At 68.6% G+C, this 17,388-nt stretch carries 18 protein-coding genes; 1 reads left to right on the top strand and 17 read right to left on the bottom strand.

Annotation, left to right across the window (positions count from 1 at the left end):
- Positions 1–7 precede the first annotated feature (7 nt).
- The 11 genes from DI272_RS39785 to DI272_RS39735 form a co-directional block, all read right to left on the bottom strand.
- On the bottom strand, positions 8–898 hold the full coding sequence (locus tag DI272_RS39785) for a diacylglycerol kinase (protein WP_109500020.1): 891 nt from the start codon (positions 896–898) through the stop codon (positions 8–10).
- A 31-nt stretch (positions 899–929) separates the two neighbouring features.
- Complete coding sequence (gene tatC, locus DI272_RS39780; protein ID WP_109500019.1) at positions 930–1,886, bottom strand: twin-arginine translocase subunit TatC; 957 nt, start codon at positions 1,884–1,886, stop codon at positions 930–932.
- Positions 1,887–1,933: 47 nt separating this feature from the next.
- Positions 1,934–2,221, bottom strand: a complete 288-nt coding sequence (tatA, locus tag DI272_RS39775; protein WP_109500018.1) for a Sec-independent protein translocase subunit TatA — start codon at positions 2,219–2,221, stop codon at positions 1,934–1,936.
- 261 nt (positions 2,222–2,482) lie between these two features.
- Positions 2,483–2,677, bottom strand: coding sequence for a hypothetical protein (locus tag DI272_RS39770; RefSeq protein ID WP_109500017.1), 195 nt, complete (start codon positions 2,675–2,677; stop codon positions 2,483–2,485).
- A gap of 9 nt (positions 2,678–2,686) precedes the next feature.
- Complete coding sequence (locus DI272_RS39765; RefSeq protein WP_109501284.1) at positions 2,687–2,947, bottom strand: hypothetical protein; 261 nt, start codon at positions 2,945–2,947, stop codon at positions 2,687–2,689.
- A 149-nt stretch (positions 2,948–3,096) separates the two neighbouring features.
- Entirely contained in the window at positions 3,097–4,125 is a 1,029-nt protein-coding gene (locus DI272_RS39760; RefSeq protein ID WP_109500016.1) for a YafY family protein, read from the bottom strand.
- A 19-nt stretch (positions 4,126–4,144) separates the two neighbouring features.
- Entirely contained in the window at positions 4,145–5,098 is a 954-nt protein-coding gene (locus DI272_RS39755; protein WP_109500015.1) for a YafY family protein, read from the bottom strand.
- A 149-nt stretch (positions 5,099–5,247) separates the two neighbouring features.
- Complete coding sequence (locus tag DI272_RS39750; protein WP_109500014.1) at positions 5,248–5,619, bottom strand: FKBP-type peptidyl-prolyl cis-trans isomerase; 372 nt, start codon at positions 5,617–5,619, stop codon at positions 5,248–5,250.
- A 61-nt stretch (positions 5,620–5,680) separates the two neighbouring features.
- Positions 5,681–6,682, bottom strand: a complete 1,002-nt coding sequence (locus tag DI272_RS39745; RefSeq protein WP_109500013.1) for an FKBP-type peptidyl-prolyl cis-trans isomerase — start codon at positions 6,680–6,682, stop codon at positions 5,681–5,683.
- Positions 6,683–6,810: 128 nt separating this feature from the next.
- Positions 6,811–8,172 carry a Pup--protein ligase gene (gene pafA / locus DI272_RS39740; RefSeq protein ID WP_059196529.1) on the bottom strand — a complete coding sequence of 454 codons (1,362 nt, stop codon included), beginning with the start codon at positions 8,170–8,172 and terminating at the stop codon, positions 6,811–6,813.
- 9 nt (positions 8,173–8,181) lie between these two features.
- The gene (locus DI272_RS39735) at positions 8,182–9,441 is read right to left on the bottom strand and encodes an MFS transporter (RefSeq protein ID WP_109500012.1); all 1,260 of its coding nucleotides are present in this window, start codon (positions 9,439–9,441) and stop codon (positions 8,182–8,184) included.
- 65 nt (positions 9,442–9,506) lie between these two features.
- On the opposite strand from DI272_RS39735, the gene DI272_RS39730 reads away from it, so the two are divergent.
- A complete protein-coding gene (locus DI272_RS39730; RefSeq protein WP_109500011.1) occupies positions 9,507–10,571 on the top strand; it encodes a LacI family DNA-binding transcriptional regulator in 1,065 nt (354 codons plus the stop codon).
- 85 nt (positions 10,572–10,656) lie between these two features.
- Here DI272_RS39730 and prcA read toward each other — a convergent pair whose 3' ends face one another.
- From prcA to arc, 6 genes are all read right to left on the bottom strand, one after another.
- On the bottom strand, positions 10,657–11,394 hold the full coding sequence (prcA, locus tag DI272_RS39725; RefSeq protein WP_109500010.1) for a proteasome subunit alpha: 738 nt from the start codon (positions 11,392–11,394) through the stop codon (positions 10,657–10,659).
- 64 nt (positions 11,395–11,458) lie between these two features.
- Positions 11,459–12,304 (bottom strand): proteasome subunit beta, encoded by an 846-nt coding sequence (prcB, locus tag DI272_RS39720; protein WP_109500009.1) that lies wholly within the window; start codon positions 12,302–12,304, stop codon positions 11,459–11,461.
- Positions 12,256–12,861 (bottom strand): endonuclease VII domain-containing protein, encoded by a 606-nt coding sequence (locus tag DI272_RS39715; protein ID WP_109500008.1) that lies wholly within the window; start codon positions 12,859–12,861, stop codon positions 12,256–12,258. The genes prcB and DI272_RS39715 overlap by 49 nt, the downstream gene beginning before the upstream one ends.
- Before the next feature lie 49 nt (positions 12,862–12,910).
- Positions 12,911–13,129: a ubiquitin-like protein Pup gene (locus DI272_RS39710; RefSeq protein WP_109500007.1), complete on the bottom strand. Its 219-nt coding sequence runs from the start codon at positions 13,127–13,129 to the stop codon at positions 12,911–12,913.
- 189 nt (positions 13,130–13,318) lie between these two features.
- Positions 13,319–14,830, bottom strand: coding sequence for a depupylase/deamidase Dop (dop, locus tag DI272_RS39705; RefSeq protein ID WP_375138093.1), 1,512 nt, complete (start codon positions 14,828–14,830; stop codon positions 13,319–13,321).
- Positions 14,831–15,075: 245 nt separating this feature from the next.
- Positions 15,076–16,842, bottom strand: a complete 1,767-nt coding sequence (gene arc, locus DI272_RS39700) for a proteasome ATPase (RefSeq protein ID WP_109500005.1) — start codon at positions 16,840–16,842, stop codon at positions 15,076–15,078.
- Positions 16,843–17,388: the final 546 nt, after the last annotated feature.

Here is a 17,388-nt window from a genome sequence, read left to right as displayed (position 1 = left end):
GTGCACTTCAGAGCCCCACGACGCGCACGGCCCCCGGTGCGCAGCGCGCGGTCAGCGGCAACGCCCCGAGCGGCTCCCCGTCCGCGTACCCGGTGATCCCCGCCGCGCCGATCTGGACGTGCGCCGCCCGGTGCACGGTGACCTTCGGGTGGTCGACATGGGTGCCCCGGTACACGCTCGGGAAGACCTTGAGCAGCGTGGCCCGGCTGCAGTCGCCGACCACGGTGATGTCGAAGAGGCCGTCGGTGAGGTCCGCGCCGGGGCAGATGCGCATGCCGCCGCCGTACGACGATCCGTTGCCGACCGCGACGAGGGTGGCCTCGATCTCCCGGACCGGACCGTCGTCGAGCCGGACGCGGTAGGGGAAGGGGCGGAACGCGGCCAGCTCGGCGAGCATCGCCAGGTCGTAGCGGAAACGGCCCGTCGGCCAGCGCATCCGGTTGCCGCGGTCGTTGACACGGGAGTCGAAGCCGGAGGCGAGGACGGTGCCGAACCAGCGGTCGCCCACCTGTCCGAGGTCGATGTCGTGCAGCTCGCCGCCCTTGAGGGCGTCGGCGATGCGCCGCCCGGCGGCGGCCGGGTCCCGGATCGGCAGGCCCAGGGCGCGGGCGAGGTCGTTGCCGGTGCCCACGGCGACCAGGCCGAGCGGGGTGCGGGTGCCGGCGACGGCCTGGAGCGCGAGATGCGCCATGCCGTCGCCGCCCACGGCGATGAGGGCGCCGGTGCCGCCCGCGACGGCGGCACGCGCGCGTGTGAGGGCGTCCGGGGCGTTCTCCCCGAGGACCGTGCGTACGGAGAAACCGGCCGCCCGCAACGCGGAAGCGGCCGGCTGCGCCGCGTGGGCGCCCCGGCCGCGACCCGCGGTGGGGTTGACGAAGAGGGTGATCTCGCTGGTCACGTCCCTGACCCTACGAGCGGTCCGCCGATCTTCAGGTCACGTCGTCATAACCGTTGACCCGGTCCGGAGCCGGCGACTGCTCGGGCAGCGCCCGGCTGGCGGAGACCGTCTCGACCTCGCCGATGTCCTCGGGGGTGAGGTCCAGGTCGGAGGCCTCGTCGTCGGCGGGGCCCGCTTCCTCACGACGGCGCCGGCGCCTGTCGTTGAGCAGGGAGAACAGGGTCGCGATGAAGTACAGCACCCAGATGGGACCGGCCAGCGCGAGCATGCTCAGCGGGTCCGTGCTCGGGGTCGCGACCGCGGCGAACACGGTGATGCCCATGATCATGCCGCGCCACCAGCCGAGCATCCGCTTGCCGGTGATCATGCCGGTGAGATTGAGCATGACCAGCAGGAGCGGCAGCTCGAAGGAGAGGCCGAAGACGATGACCATGCGTGTGACGAGCTGGAGCAGATCGTCGAGCGGCAGCAGGTTGTCGATGCTGCCGTTGGGGGTGAAGTCGATCAGGACCTTCGCGGTGGTGGGGAGCACCGAGTACGCGAAGTAGGCACCGCCGATGAACAGCGGGGCACCGGTGAAGACGAACGCGTACGCGTACTTCTTCTCGTGCCTGTGCAGGCCCGGGGCGACGAAGGCCCAGAGCTGGTACAGCCAGATCGGCGAGGCCAGCACGATGCCCGCGGTCAGCGAGACCTGAAGGGCGAGCGTGAAGGGCGCGAGCAGACCGTTGATCGTGATCCGGGCGCACTTCTCGCTGGCGTCGGACGACTTGGCGAGTTCCGCGAAGCTCGAGTCGCAACCGATGGAGTCCAGGATCGGCTTCGTCAGGAAGTTGATGATGTCGTTGTAGAAGAAGGCGGCGACGATCGTCACGATGACGATGGCCAGCAGCGCCTTCGCGAGCCGGTTGCGGAGCTCACGAAGGTGATCCGCAAGGGGCATCCGCCCCTCGGGATCCTTCTCCTCTTTGCGGGCAGACTTCAGCAACCCACGTTCCCATCTCGTGCGGCGGGCCGGAGGTCACCGGCCCTGCGTCAGCGCTTGGTCGTGTCCGTCGGCTCGGTGACCGGGCGGGAGCTGGTCACGTCGCCGGGGGCGGCCTGGATGATGCGCTGAGCCGGGGCCTGGTCGTCCGTCTGCTGCGGCGGGTCGGCCGGGGCGGGGGTCTTGCCCTCGTCCTTCATCGCCTTCGCCTCGCTCTTGAGGATGCGGGCGGACTTGCCGAGCGAGCGCGCCATGTCGGGAAGCTTCTTCGCGCCGAACAGCAGGATGATGACGACGAGGATGAGAATGATCTCGGGGGCGCCGAGCCTTCCGAACATAAGTCTTTACCTTCTCACCGAGGCGGCTGGGGTGGGGTGCTGTCCGACCGGTCGGACAGATGTCCGAACGATCGTGTTGTCAGCGATCGTAACGCTCAGGGGTAAACGTGAGGCAATCCCCGTGCGTACTCCCGGTCCGCGGTCCGGGCCTCGTTCTCCGAGCCGCGACCAGCAGCGTACCTGCCGATGCCGTCAAGGTGACAGGGCGAAGTGACCCAAAGCGCTTCCGGCGCAGGACTCACATGCGGTGCACAGCAGGACTCACAGCGCGTCCACAGAGCGCACGGTGCTCTCGGCGGCCCGCTCCAGATCCGCCGCGGCCCTGCTGATGCGCTGCGCGGAATCGGAGACCTGGCGTCCGAGACGCTGCGCCTCCAGGAAGACCCGGACGGCGAGCACGCCGAGCACGGCGATTCCCAGGAAACCCACAGCGACGGCGAACATCGACCAGAACATAGGCAGACCCTAGAGGGTCGAGTGCAGGCGCAGCGTCCTGACCCCGCCGCCGGTGAGCAGCTCCACGATCCGCTCCCCCGCCGGCTTGCGCACGGGCACCCCGCAGTCCGGGCAGGTGAACGAGTAGAACGTGGTCTTGCTGGTGGCGCCGATGGCCAGCCGCAGGGCACTCGCGGCGAGCTCGAAGCGGCCCCGGCAGTCCGGGCAGCCCGCCCGGAACACCGTCGGGGCGACGCTCCTCATCCCCGCGAAGGCAGCCGCCACGGACATGCCCGCCGCACCGGAGACAGCCGCACCCCGGGAAGCCGTCCCATGACCGGCCGCACCGGAGGCCGGCGCGCCGGAGACGGCCACGCCGGAGGTAGCCGTGCCGGAGACGGCCACGCCGGAGGTAGCCGTGCCAGAGGTAGCCGACTCGCTCAAAGCCCCTGCTCCTGCCTGTCGTACTGCCCGTCGTCCTGCACCTCGACCCCGTCGTACGCCGCCAGCGCCTCGCGGGCCGCCTGCCGGGCGCTGTCGGCCAGTCCGCTCGGCGAGACGATGCGGCCGTCCCGGCCGAGTCGCAGCGCCAGCCGGCGCAGGGAGGCCGGATCGGGGGTGCGCAGGGTAATACGCAGCCCGCCGTCCGGAAGCTCATCCGCACTGTCGTGCGGGTAGTACTCGGCGACCCAGCGCCCGCCGGGCCCCACCTCGACGACGACCTCCGGGTCCTCGGCGGCCGGCTGCACCAGCGCCTCGGACAGGTCCCGCAGCTCGATCTCGGGCGGCGCGGACGGCTCGTCCAGGATCTTGATCTCGGCGACCCGGTCGAGCCGGAAGGTGCGGCGCGCCTCGGAGCGGCGGCACCAGGCCTCGACATAGGTGTGGCCGACGCTGACCAGGCGGATCGGGTCGATCTCGCGCTCACTGAGTTCGTCGCGGGCGGGCGAGTAGTAGCGGATCCACAGCCGGCGCCGCTCGGAGATCGCGCGGTCGACGTCGGCGAAGACGCCGCCCTCCGACTCGAAGGTCACCGACAGCCGGGAGCTGGCGCCCGCCTGCTCACCGGCGGCGGCCTCCACCTTGGCGGTGGCCCGCAGCAGCGCCTGCCGGTCGCCCTCGCGCAGCCCCGGCAGCGTGGCCACCGCACGGGCGGCCACCAGCAGCGCGGTCGCCTCGTCGGCCGCCAGCCGCAGCGGCTCGGCGGTCTCCTCACCCAGCGCGGCGGGGTTGTGCCACCAGATGCGCTCGCCGTCGGTGTCGATGTCGAGCAGATCGCCGCCGCGGAAGCTGGTGCCGCACATGGGCAGCACATCGAGGTCGGAGACCAGCTCGTCCTCGGTGATCCCGAAGGCACGGGCGACGTCCTCGACCCGGGCACCGGGCCGCTCCTTCAGATAGGTCACCAGGGACAGCATCCGCCGGGTCTGGTCGATGGCGTTGACGGGCCTGACCGGTTTGCCTGCCACAGTTGTTTCCCGCTCCCCCTCAGCCCTTGGCCACGGCACGCAGCCGGTCCACCACGTCGGCCCGCAGCTCGGCGGGCTCCAGGACGACCACGTCAGGCCCGAACTCCACCAGCCAGGCGTCCAGCCCATGGCCGTACGGGATCTCCAACTCGTCCCAGCCGCCCCCGAGTTCCCGCACCGCCGTGGCCTTCGCCCGCAAGGGGTAACCGGCGTCCGTGCGCAGCCGGATCAGCGCGCTGCGGTCGGCGGTCTCCCCCGCCCAGCTCGCGACGGTCTCGCGGACGGTGACGACGTCGGGCACCGGCGCGGTGAAGCTGCTGCCCCGGGAGCGCACCTTGCCCGTGATCCGGGAGAGCCGGAAGACCCGCTCGGCATCCCGGTCGCGGTCCCAGCCCGCCAGGTACCAGTGGCCGCGCCAGCACTCCAGGGCCCACGGCTCCACATGCCGGGTCTCGGGGTGGGCGGCGGTGGCCTTGCGGTAGTCGAAGACAACCGGGCGGCGGTCCCGGCAGGCCAGCATGAGCGGCTCGAACGCGGCCTCGTGCACGGGGATACGGGGCTCCAGGGCGCCGTGTGCCTCGTACGGGTCGACGTCCTCCGGCAGGCCGGCCGCGCGCAGCTTCTGCAAGGCGCCGCTGGCCGCGCCCGCGAGGCGCGCCTGCTGCCAGACCTTGGCGGCCAGGCCCAGGGCCGCGGCCTCCTCGGCGTCCAGCGTGATGGGCGGCAGCCGGTTGCTGTCCCGGCGGGCGAGGTAGCCGACCTCGCCGTCGAGGTTCTCCACGGTCTCGATCACGAGCCCGAGTTCGCGCAGATCGTCCTTGTCGCGCTCGAACATCCGGTTGAAGCTGTCGTCCGAGTTCGCTTCCAGATAGGCCTCGATGGACTCACGCAGCTCACGCTTGCTGAGCGGCCTGCGCGTCCCCAGCAGACACAGCGCCAGGTTCATCAGCCGCTCGGCCTTGGCAATGGCCATCGACGCCCTTCGCCTCCCTATGCTCCCCGATGACGTTGACCGTACCGCCCCGCGGTGGCGTGGCAAAAGCCGAGGGCCCACGCCCGGACAGGCATGGGCCCCAGCCGATCGCGACCGGTCGTGTGACGATCACACGTCGGACGGGATGATCAGACGGCGATCAGGTCGACCACGAAGATCAGCGTCTCGCCCGGCTTGATCGCCGGGGTCGGGCTCTGGTTGCCGTAGGCGAGGTGCGCCGGGATGGTCAGCTGACGACGGCCGCCGACCTTCATGCCCTGCACGCCGAGGTCCCAGCCCTTGATGACGCGACCGCCACCGAGCGGGAACTTGAACGGCGTACCGCGGTTCCAGCTGGCGTCGAACTCCTCGCCGGTGCTGAAGGCCACACCCACGTAGTGCACGGTCACGTTCTGACCGGCCTGCGCGACCTCGCCGTCACCCTCCCAGATGTCCTTGATCTCGAGGTCCGCCGGGGGCTCGCCGCCCGGGAAGTCGATCTCGGGCTTGTCGATGCTCACGTCACTAGCTCCTGCTTGTTCACGGAAAGGCAACAGGGACAGTCTTACATCCTGGCGGGGCTCACATCTTCGCGAGGATGTCCACGGTGAAGACGAGCGTGGAGTCCTTCGAGATACCGCTGCCGGCCGGCGGGTTGTCGCCGTAGCCCAGCGCCGGCGGGATCACGATGAGGACGCGGCTGCCGACCTTCTTGCCGGTCAGCCCCTGCGCCCACCCCTTGACGACCTGCTGGAGCGAGAACGACGTCAGCGCCTTGCGGCTGTACGTCGAGTCGAACTCCTTGCCGCTGTCCCACAGCACGCCCTTGTACTGAACGAGCACGGTGTTCTCCGCCTTGACCTCGTCACCGTCGCCCTCGATCACGTAGTCCGCGACCAGCTTGGTCGGCGCGTCCGCCTTGGGCACGTCGATGGTCGGCGCCTTGCCGTCGGTGTTGGTGCTCACCTTCGGCAGGGCCGTGTCATCCTGGGCGGCGTTCTTGCCCTTGGCCGAGCTCTTGGCGTTGAACGTGCCCTCGATGTCGACCACGAAGACCAGCGTGTCGGTGCCCTTGATGCCCGCCGAGGAGTTGCCCTCCTTGCCGTACCCCCACGTGGGAGCGGTGGACATCAGCACGCGGCTGCCCACCTTCTTGCCCGCCAGGGCATAACGCCAGCTGTCGATGATGGAGCCCTGGGCGAGCTGGATCACCAGCGGGGTCTTGCGGTCGTAGGAGTTGTCGAAGACCTTCGCCGTGTCCCAGATCTGACCCAGGTAGTTCGCCTGGATGTAGTCGTTCTCCGCGACCGTCTGGCCGCCACCCGCAACCACCGTCTTCACCGCGACCTGGTCCGACGGATCGCCACTGCCCTTGGCGACCGTCGGCTTCTCGCCGAACTTCGTCCCCGCCGTGATCGCCGGCAGCGGACCGTCGACGATCTTCGGCGCCGGCGCGGCCGACGTCTGCGACGCCGAGGGAGAGGCGCTGTCGCTCGCCTTGCTCGAGTCGGAATCCTCGTCGCCACACGCGGCGAGCGTGGCCATTCCAGCGGGTACGGCAATGAGAAGTGAGCGTCGGCGCACGGTGAGGGCCTCGTAATCGATCGATCTTGTTGATGGCGTGCGCGCAACTCTACGGCGTGAGAAGGGCGCCGTACGGAAAACGTACGGCGCCCGTGTTGCGTTCCGGCAATCCGGCCGGAACACCCGACTCACATACCGGCGATCAGCTTCTCCACCCGGTCGTCCACCGAACGGAACGGGTCCTTGCACAACACCGTGCGCTGCGCCTGGTCGTTCAGCTTGAGATGGACCCAGTCGACCGTGAAGTCCCGGCGCTGCTCCTGCGCCCGCCGGATGAAGTCACCGCGAAGACGCGCCCGAGTGGTCTGCGGGGGCACGGACTTGCCCTCGAAGATCTTCAAGTCGTTGCAGATACGGGCCGCTTGCCCCTTCCGCTCCAGAAGGTAGTACAGCCCGCGACGACGGTGGATGTCGTGATACGCGAGGTCTATCTGCGCGACCCGCGGATGCGACATGGTCATGTTGTGCTTGGCCCGGTACCGCTCGATGAGCTTGTACTTCATCACCCAGTCGATCTCGGTGCCGATCCGGTCGAGGTCCTCGGCCTCGATCGCGTCCAGCGTGCGGCCCCATAGCTCCAGGACCTGCTCGACGGTGCCCGTACGAATACCGCGGCGCTCGCAGAAGTCCACGGCCTTCTCGTAGTACTCGCGCTGCACCTCCAGCGCGGAGGCCTCCCGGCCACTGGCCAGACGCACCTTGCGCCGGCCGGTGATGTCATGGCTGACCTCACGGATCGCCCGGATCGGGTTCTCCAGCGTCAGATCACGCATCACGGTGCCCGCCTCGATCATGCGCAGCACCAGATCGGTCGCGCCGACCTTCAGCAGCATGGTCGTCTCGGACATGTTGGAGTCGCCCACGATGACGTGAAGACGACGGTAGCGCTCGGCGTCCGCGTGCGGTTCGTCACGCGTGTTGATGATCGGGCGCGAGCGGGTCGTCGCCGAGGAGACGCCCTCCCAGATGTGCTCCGCCCGCTGACTCACGCAGTAGACCGCGCCACGTGGCGTCTGCAGCACCTTGCCGGCACCACACAGAAGCTGCCGCGTGACGAGGAACGGAATGAGGATGTCCGCGAGCCGGGAGAACTCCCCGTGGCGTGCGACGAGATAGTTCTCGTGACAGCCGTAGGAGTTGCCCGCCGAGTCGGTGTTGTTCTTGAAGAGGTAGACGTCGCCCGCGATTCCCTCCTCGTGCAGGCGTCGTTCGGCGTCCACCAGGAGTCCTTCGAGAATGCGCTCGCCTGCTTTGTCGTGCGTGACCAGTTCCGTCACGTTGTCACATTCGGGAGTCGCGTATTCCGGATGTGACCCGACATCGAGATAGAGGCGGGCGCCGTTTCGCAGAAAGACGTTGCTGCTGCGGCCCCATGACACGACACGGCGGAAGAGGTACCGCGCCACCTCGTCGGGAGACAGGCGGCGCTGTCCCCTGAACGTACATGTGACGCCGTACTCGTTCTCCAGCCCGAAAATGCGGCGGTCCATGACTGAACATTACGCCCGATCCCCGGTGCTGAAACGGGGTTCGACGGCACGGTTTGGATCATTTTCCGATGAAGCCGCAACCACCGCCCCCCTACCGGGAGCTGCGAGGACCCGCCCGGTGGCCAGCAGAACGAGCAGCGACACACCCCCCGTGACCCCCGGCACGGCGAACCCCCACAGGGCCCCGCCCCGCTCCACGACCGGCCCGGCAAGGCCCGTACCGACCGAGGAACCCACGGTGAACGTCGTCACCAGCCAGGAGAAGGCCTCGGTGACCGTGCCCCGCGGCGCGTGCCGGTCCACGAGCACGAACGCACAGGCGATGGCGGGCGCCAGGAACAACCCGGCGAGCACGGTGAGCACCACCATGAGGACCGGACCGGGCCGCAGCATCAGCGGCAGCTGACATGCCGCCAGAAGAGCGACGAGCACCTGGAGTCGACGCGCCGGCTCACCCGTCCACTGCCGCGCGCCGTACACCGTCCCGCCGACGAGAGCCCCGAGCCCCAGGCCCGCCATCATCCAGCCGTACACCACGTCACCGCCGTGCTCGTCCGCGTACGACACCGACGTGACCGCGATCGAACCGAGAGCGCCGCCGACGAACAGGAACGCCGCCAGCAGGGCCAGCAGCCCCGGCGAGCGCAACGCACCCAGCCAGTGCGCCTCGCGCGGCGCCGAACGCCACGCGCGCGAGGGCGGCGACACGACCACGGAGAGCGCCCCCAGCACCCCGATGACGTTCAGCACGAGCAACGCCGCCTGCGCCGACCACAGCGACGCGCACAGCGTCAGCAGCAGCGGCCCCACGGTGAACATGACCTCCTGCGCCACGGCGTCCATGGCGTACGCGGTGTGCACCTGGTCCTCCCGGTGGAGGACGGACGACCACAGCGCCCGCAGACCGCCCTCCAGCGGAGGCGTGAACAGACCGGCGGCGGCCACGGCGGCGTAGGAGAGCGCCGGCGGCTCGGTACCCGTGAAGGCGAACACCGTCATCGCCAGCGCCGAGAGGACCGCGGCGGGCAGCTGCACCCGCGGCTGCCCGTACAGGTCGACCAGGCGCCCCAGCAGCGGCTGCCCCACGGCGTTGGCGACGCCGTACACCGCGGCCAGCGCGCCCGCGAGGCTGTACGTGCCGCCCTCCGCGCGGATGAACAGCACGATCGCGATCGCCGCGATGGCGTTGGGCAGCCGGCCCACGAGCGTGCCGACGAGCAGCCGCGTCGCGTGCCTCGCCCTGAGGATCTCCAGGTATCCCGCGGCCATGACCCGCCCTTCCCGTTGGCGACAGCGCCGAAGTGTTACGTATAACGTCCGCCGTCATACGTACCATGTGCGCTGTTCCCCAGTCCAGACGAAAGAGCAGGCACACGGTGGCACGAGGAGGCAGCACCCGCCCCACCAGCCGCGACGTGGCCCAGGCCGCCGGCGTCTCCCAGGCCGCGGTCTCCCTCGTCCTCGGCGACAAATGGCGCGGCCGGGTCTCACAGACGACCGCGGAACGAGTACGGGAGGCCGCACGGGAACTGGGCTACCGGCCCAACCTCGCCGCCCGCAACCTCCGCCTCGGACACACGCGAACCGTCCTCCTGGTGGTCCCCGCCCTGACCACCGAGTTCTTCGCCGGCGTCTACACCGGCGCCGCCCGCGTCGCCGCCGCACACGGCTTCGGCGTCGTCCTCTACCCCTCCCCCGAAGGCGTCGGCCCCGCCCGCAACCCCTTCGCCTCCGCCCAGGCCGCCCTCGACGGCGTCATCGCCTCCTCCATGGCCGCCGACGCCCTCACCGCCATCCGCGGCGACCAACTCCCCCTCGTGATGCTCGACAGCGACCCCGAAGGCAGCCTCGGCGCCGCCACCGTCAACCTCGACATCACCGACGGCACCCACCAGATCGCCGACCACCTCCTCGGCCTCGGCCACCGCCACTTCCTGCACCTCGCCGCCGACATCCCCTCCTGGACCTTCGACGTACGCGCGCGGGCACTCGCCGAACGACTGGCGATCACACCCGGGACGTCACTGCGGACGGCCCGCACACCGATGTCCATCGAAGGCGCCCTGGCAGCCACGGAAGCGGCCCTCGCAGCCCCCGCCCCCCACCGCCCCACCGCCATCGTCTGCGACGACGACAAACTCGCCGCCGGCGTCTACAAAGCCCTCCGCCGCCGCGGCCTGCGCATCCCCGACGACGTCTCCGTCACCGGCGTCGACGACATCGCCCTCGCCGCCGCCCTCGACCCCGAACTCACGACGGTACGACTCGACGCCGAGCTCTTCGGAGAACGCGGCATGCAAGCCCTCCTGGCCGTCCTGGACGGCCGCACACCCGACGCCGGGGACATCCCCGTCGAACTCGTCGTACGCGCCTCCACGGCCCCACCCAGCACCCCGTGAACGCCCTGTGCCCCGGCCGGAGGACCCGGGCCGGGGCACAGAAGGGGTAAAGCCAGGACAACTGGGCGCGATCGAGACCGAAGGACTACTCCTCCTCGGAGCTCTCCGCCTCGGTCTCCGCACCATCGGTCTCCAGCAGCCGCGCCAGCTGACGACCCACGATCCGCTTGAACTTCCGCTGCTGCGGACGCGTACGGTCCAGCACCGCGACCTCCAGCCGCTCCGCCGGAATCTCCCGCTGCGTACCGTTCGTGTCCCGCGACAGCGCCTGCACCGCCAGCTTCAGCGCCTCGGCCAGACTCATGCCGTCCTGATGCTGCTGATCGAGATAGCTGCTGATCTGCTCGGCATTGCCACCGACCGCGACCGAACCGTGCTCATCCACGATCGAACCGTCATGCGGCAGCCGATAGATCTGATCACCCTCGGGCGTGTCACCGACCTCCGCCACCACCAGCTCCACCTCGTACGGCTTCTCGGCCGCCGAGGAGAAGATCGTGCCCAGCGTCTGCGCGTACACATTCGCCAGACCACGCGCGGTCACGTCATCACGGTCGTACGTGTACCCACGAAGATCGGCATACCGCACGCCACCGATCCGCAGATTCTCGTACTCGTTGTACTTGCCGGCGGCCGCGAAACCGATCCGGTCATAGATCTCGCTGAACTTGTGCAGCGCACGGGACGGGTTCTCACCGACGAACACAATGCCGTCGGCATACTGCAGCACCACAAGGCTGCGGCCACGCGCGATGCCCTTACGGGCGTACTCCGCCCGGTCGGCCATCGCCTGCTGGGGGGAGACATAGAACGGCGTCGACACCGGTTATCCGTCCCTTTCTGTCGAAGTCACTGCGATCACCTTGATAAGACCGGTCACCCGCCGCCTACAGCAGCGCGGCCCGCGGGCCGTCAGGCTGCTCCAGACGCCGCTCCAGGATCGAACGGGCGATCGCGGACGACTCCTCGTCCGTCAGCCGACGGAAACCGTCCTCGGTGATCACGGTGACGATCGGATAGATCCGGCGCGCGACGTCGGGACCACCGGTCGCCGAGTCGTCGTCAGCCGCGTCGTACAGAGCCTGTACCACCAGCGTGGTCGCCTGCTCCTCGGTCAGATCCTCACGGAACAGCTTCTTCATCGCACCGCGCGCGAAGATCGAACCCGAACCGGTGGCGGCGTAGTTCTGCTCCTCGGAACGACCACCCGTGACGTCGTAGGAGAAGATCCGCCCCCGCTCCCGATCGATGTCGTACCCCGCGAACAGCGGCACCACGGCCAGCCCCTGCATCGCCATGCCGAGATTGGACCGGATCATCGTCGACAGCCGGTTGGCCTTGCCCTCCAACGACAGCTGAGCGCCTTCCACCTTCTCGAAGTGCTCCAGCTCCAGCTGGAAGAGCTTCACCATCTCCACCGCGAGACCGGCGGTGCCGGCGATACCGACCGCCGAGTACTCGTCCGCCGGGAACACCTTCTCGATGTCCCGCTGCGCGATGACGTTCCCCATGGTGGCGCGCCGGTCACCGGCGAGCACGACACCCCCGGGGAAGGTGACGGCCACGATGGTCGTCCCGTGCGGCGCCTCGATCACGCCCTGCGTGGGCGGGAGTTGACGCTTGCCGGGCAGCAGCTCGGGCTGGTGCTCGGAGAGAAAGTCCATGAAGGACGAGGACCCTGGCGTCAGGAAGGCAGCTGGTAGACGCCCGGTGCTACGAGTGTTGGCTTCCACGCGATTCCTTCCACGTATGCGGCAGCCCGCCTTATGGCATCGGGCCGATCTTTGAACTGCCCCAGTGCAGCGTTGCAGCTGAAGCACAGTACGCCTCGGACCCTACCCGTCTTGTGGCAGTGATCCACATGCTCAGGCACAGCCGCCAAACATATGCAGCAGACGCCCCCTTGAGAGGCGATCAACTCGTCACGTTCGGCTTCGGTGATGCCGTATTGCCGCTTCAGATGATCCTGCCTGCTCTGGATCGCCCGGCACGCTTTACACCGCGTCGACAGACCGTCAGAGGCCGTTGCGTTGCGATGCCACTCGCTGTGCGGCTTGACCTCGCCACATGTCCGGCAGAGCTTGTGCCCAGCCGGGACTTCCACCTGCTCCCGAACCGACTTGCCCATGGCCTCCCGGCGCCGCCGGTAGTGCGCGGCGCTGTACTCCGCCACGCACTCCCGGCAGTGCACCTGGAGGCCATCACGCCGATTCTTGTCCCGCGCGAATGCAGCAAGCGGCAGCTCTCGCCGGCACTTTCTGCACTGCTTGGCGTTCGGCTCGTCAGCCACCCTGAACCCCCGCCACTTTCAATTCGAAGGCGAAGCAGCCAAACGACCTTTACTGTCCACCTTTTTGCACGAAGCTTCGCACGAAATCCTCGGCATTTTCCTCGAGTACGTCATCGATCTCGTCCAGAACCGAGTCCACGTCATCGCTCAGCTTCTCGTGGCGCTCCTTGAGGTCCTCCGAGCCCTGCGCCTCCGCAGTCTGCTCCTCGACCTCTTCCGTGGAGTGCGTCGCCTTCTGCTGGCCGCCGCCGGTGTCCTTCGTCGCCATAACCCTCACCCCGCTCGTTTCGCCCGACATGGTCGCCAGGTCGGCTTATCCGCCGATCGGTGATGATCAGACCCTACAAGCCGGGTCTGACATCGGCCCCGCAGTTTCCTCAACCCGCGGGAGCCATCTCGATGATTCCCGGACAGGGGGATTTCCACCCTGTCCGGCCGACTCCGCCCGAGTACCCGCTCAGCCGCCGGAGAGGACCCTGACCAGGTCTTCTGCCGTGCGACAGCGGTCCAGGAGCTCCTTGACGTGATTTCGCGTTCCGCGTAGCGGTTCCAGGGTTGGGACGCGCTGGAGTGAGTCGCGGCCCGGGAGGTCGAAGATGACCGAGTCCCAGGAGGCCGCGGCGACGTCGTCGGCGTACTGCTCCAGGCAGCGGCCGCGGAAGTAGGCGCGGGTGTCCTCCGGGGGCTTGGTGCGGGCCCTGTCGACGTCGGCCTCGTCCAGGAGCCGCTTCATGCGGCCGCGGGCCGCGAGGCGGTTGTAGAGGCCCTTCTCGGCGCGTACGTCGGCGTACTGGAGGTCGAGGAGGTGGAGCTTGGCGGCGTCCCAGTCGAGGCCGTCGCGGCGGCGGTAGCCCTCCATGAGTTCCCGCTTCGCCACCCAGTCGAGTTCGCCGGCGAGGCTCATGGGGTCGTTCTCGAGCCGGTTGAGGGTGTCTTCCCAGCGGGTGAGGACGTCCTTGGTCTGTTCGTCGGCGTCGGCTCCGAAGCGCTCCTCGACGTATTTGCGGGAGAGCTCGTAGTACTCCATCTGGAGCTGGACCGCGGTGAGTGTGCGTCCGCTGCGGAGGGTGATGAGGCGCTGGAGGGTCGGGTCGTGGGAGACCTGGTGGAGGGTGCGGACGGGCTGGTCGACGGCCAGGTCGACGGCGATGAAGCCGTCCTCGATCATGGACAGGACCAGGGCGGTCGTGCCCAGCTTGAGGTAGGTCGAGATCTCGGACAGGTTCGCGTCGCCGATGATCACGTGGAGGCGGCGGTATTTCTCCGCGTCCGCGTGTGGCTCGTCGCGCGTGTTGATGATCGGGCGCTTCAAGGTCGTCTCGAGCCCGACCTCGACCTCGAAGTAGTCGGCGCGCTGGCTGATCTGGAAGCCGTGTTCGTGGCCGTCCTGGCCGATGCCGACGCGGCCTGCGCCGGTGACGACCTGGCGGGAGACGAAGAAGGGGGTGAGGTGGCGCACGATGTCCGAGAAGGGGGTTTCCCGCTTCATCAGGTAGTTCTCGTGCGTGCCGTAGCTGGCGCCCTTGTTGTCGGTGTTGTTCTTGTAGAGGTGGATCGGCTGGGCGCCGGGGAGCGCGGCGGCGCGTTCGGCGGCCTCGGCCATGATGCGTTCGCCGGCCTTGTCCCAGAGGACGGCGTCGCGGGGGTTGGTGACTTCGGGGGCGCTGTATTCGGGGTGGGCGTGGTCGACGTAGAGCCTGGCGCCGTTGGTGAGGATGACGTTGGCGAGGCCGATGTCCTCGTCGGTGAGCTGGCTGGAGTCGGCGGCTTCGCGGGCGAGGTCGAAGCCTCGCGCGTCCCGTAGCGGGTTCTCCTCCTCGAAGTCCCAGCGGGCCCGTCGGGCCCGGTGCATCGCCGCCGCGTAGGCGTTGACGATCTGGGACGAGGTGAGCATGGCATTGGCGTTGGGGTGGCCGGGGACGGAGATCCCGTACTCCGTCTCGATGCCCATTACTCGCCGTACGGTCATGCGGCCCTCCTTGCCCGGCGGCGCCCTCGGTCGGGGGCGGCGCTCAAGTACCGCTGGCGCTCCGGTGCGTGTGCGGTGCCCGTCCCCGCACTGCGCGACTCGGCGGTACCGAAGAGCCTAGAACGGCTTTGCGCTGGTGGGGAGATCATTTGCGTCATTGCCTTGCACGCGTGTGGTTGGGATCGGTTCCTGGAAAACAGTCGGCTGCGGGTACCCGGTGAGGGCACCCGCAGCCGCCCTGTTTTTTACAGGTACTGACCGGTGTTGGCCACCGTGTCGATGGAGCGTCCGGTGTCGGCGCCCTGCTTTCCGGTGATGAGGGTACGGATGTAGACGATCCGTTCGCCCTTCTTTCCGGAGATGCGGGCCCAGTCGTCCGGGTTGGTGGTGTTGGGGAGGTCCTCGTTCTCCTTGAACTCGTCCACGCATGCCTGGAGGAGGTGGGAGACGCGGAGTCCCTTCTGGTTGTGGTCGAGGAAGTCCTTGATGGCCATCTTCTTGGCGCGGCCGACGATGTTCTCGATCATGGCGCCGGAGTTGAAGTCCTTGAAGTAGAGGACTTCCTTGTCTCCGTTGGCGTAGGTGACTTCCAGGAAGCGGTTTTCCTCGGATTCGGCGTACATGTGCTCCACGGCCGTCTGGATCATGCTCTGGACGGTCGTTTCCTTGCTGCCGCCGTGTTCGCCGAGGTCGTCGGCGTGCAGGGGGAGGCGCTCGGTGAGGTACTTGCCGAAGATGTCCTTGGCGGCCTCGGCGTCGGGACGTTCGATCTTGATCTTCACGTCCAGGCGGCCGGGGCGCAGGATGGCGGGGTCGATCATGTCCTCGCGGTTGGAGGCGCCGATGACGACCACGTTCTGCAGGCCTTCGACACCGTCGATCTCGGCGAGGAGCTGGGGGACGATGGTGTTCTCCACGTCCGAGCTGACGCCGGATCCGCGGGTGCGGAAGAGGGATTCCATCTCGTCGAAGAAGACGATGACGGGGGTGCCTTCGCTGGCCTTCTCCCGGGCACGCTGGAAGACGAGGCGGATCTGCCGCTCGGTCTCGCCGACGTACTTGTTGAGGAGTTCGGGGCCCTTGATGTTGAGGAAGAAGCTCTTGCCCTGGGCTTGGCCGGTGACCTCGGCGACCTTCTTGGCCAGCGAGTTGGCGACGGCCTTGGCGATGAGCGTCTTGCCGCATCCGGGGGGTCCGTAGAGCAGGACGCCCTTGGGCGGGCGGAGTTCGTGCTCCTTGAACAGGTCCGGGTAGAGGTACGGCAGTTCGACCGCGTCGCGGATGGCTTCGATCTGGCCGCCGAGGCCGCCGATCTGCTCGTAGCCGATGTCGGGGACTTCTTCGAGGACGAGTTCCTCGACCTCGCTCTTGGGCACGACTTCGTAGACGTAGCCGGAGCGGGGTTCGAGCAGGAGGGCGTCGCCGGGGCGGATGGTGATGTCCAGCAGGGGCTCGGCGAGCCGCACCACCCGTTCCTCGTCGGTGTGGCCCTGTACCAGGGCACGTTCGCCGTCCTCGAGGATTTCCTTGAGGGTGACGATGTCGCCGACGCTCTCGAACTCCATGGCCTCGACCACGTTGAGTGCTTCGTTGAGCATCAGTTCCTGGCCGCGCCGGAGTTCTTCGAGGTCGACGCTGGGGCTGACGTTCACGCGGAGTTTGCGTCCTCCGGTGAAGATGTCGGCTGTGCCGTCCTCGTTGGCTTGCAGGAAGACGCCGAAGCCGGCCGGGGGCTGTGCGAGCCGGTCGACTTCTTCCTTGAGGGCCACGATCTGGTCGCGGGCCTCGCGGAGGGTGTTCGCGAGTCGCTCGTTCTGGGCGGACACGCCGGCCAGATTGGTCTGCAGCTCGACGATCCGCTCTTCGAGAATCCTCGTGTGCCGCGGAGAGTCGGCGAGCTTGCGTCGCAGGACGGCGATCTCCTGCTCAAGGTAGGCAATCTGCCCGGCCGGGTCGTCGGACCCTCGTCCCGGGCGGATGCCGCGGTTCATGTCGTCGTCGTGGGCTGCCACGGTCCTCACCTCCTCCAAGGGGAGCTGGACGCTTCCAGACCCTACCTGGGTGGGTGTCGATTGAAACCCCTAGATCACAAACAGTGTCAAGGTGTGTCGTCGGTCACCCTGCGCTCTCCCTCACGCCGTCTGAATACCCAGTCAACGTGATTCAGAAGCCGACTGTTCCTGGGCAGGAGTGCGCGAAATCTTCCACGGCGGGGGTGAGTTGCGGGCAGCGCTGCCGGTCGGGGGCCGTGGGGGCCGGGGATCGGGGGGCTCGGTGCCGGTTTCCCGGGGGCGTAGGGGTGGGCGGGCGGTGGTGGGGTGGTGCTGACGGAGCGTGTACGGGCGGGTGGCGTGCGTCATGGTGGCGGCGGCCCGGGCGGGGCTGGTTCTGCCTGCTGTCGGAGGGGGGCGCACGGGGGTCTCGAGCCGGGCGCGAGGTGTGATCGAGGTGTCTTGGAGGGGTACTCCGCTGTCGTGCGGTGGAGCGGACGGGTCCGGGGGCCTGTCGGCGGCCGGAGGTTCGTCCGGCGGCGGGGGTAGGGTCGGGGGTGTTGGACA

Origin of the sequence: Streptomyces sp. Act143 (assembly GCF_003143935.1) — a bacterium.
Taxonomy (GTDB): domain Bacteria; phylum Actinomycetota; class Actinomycetes; order Streptomycetales; family Streptomycetaceae; genus Streptomyces.
This window is presented reverse-complemented; position numbering and strand designations above follow the sequence as displayed.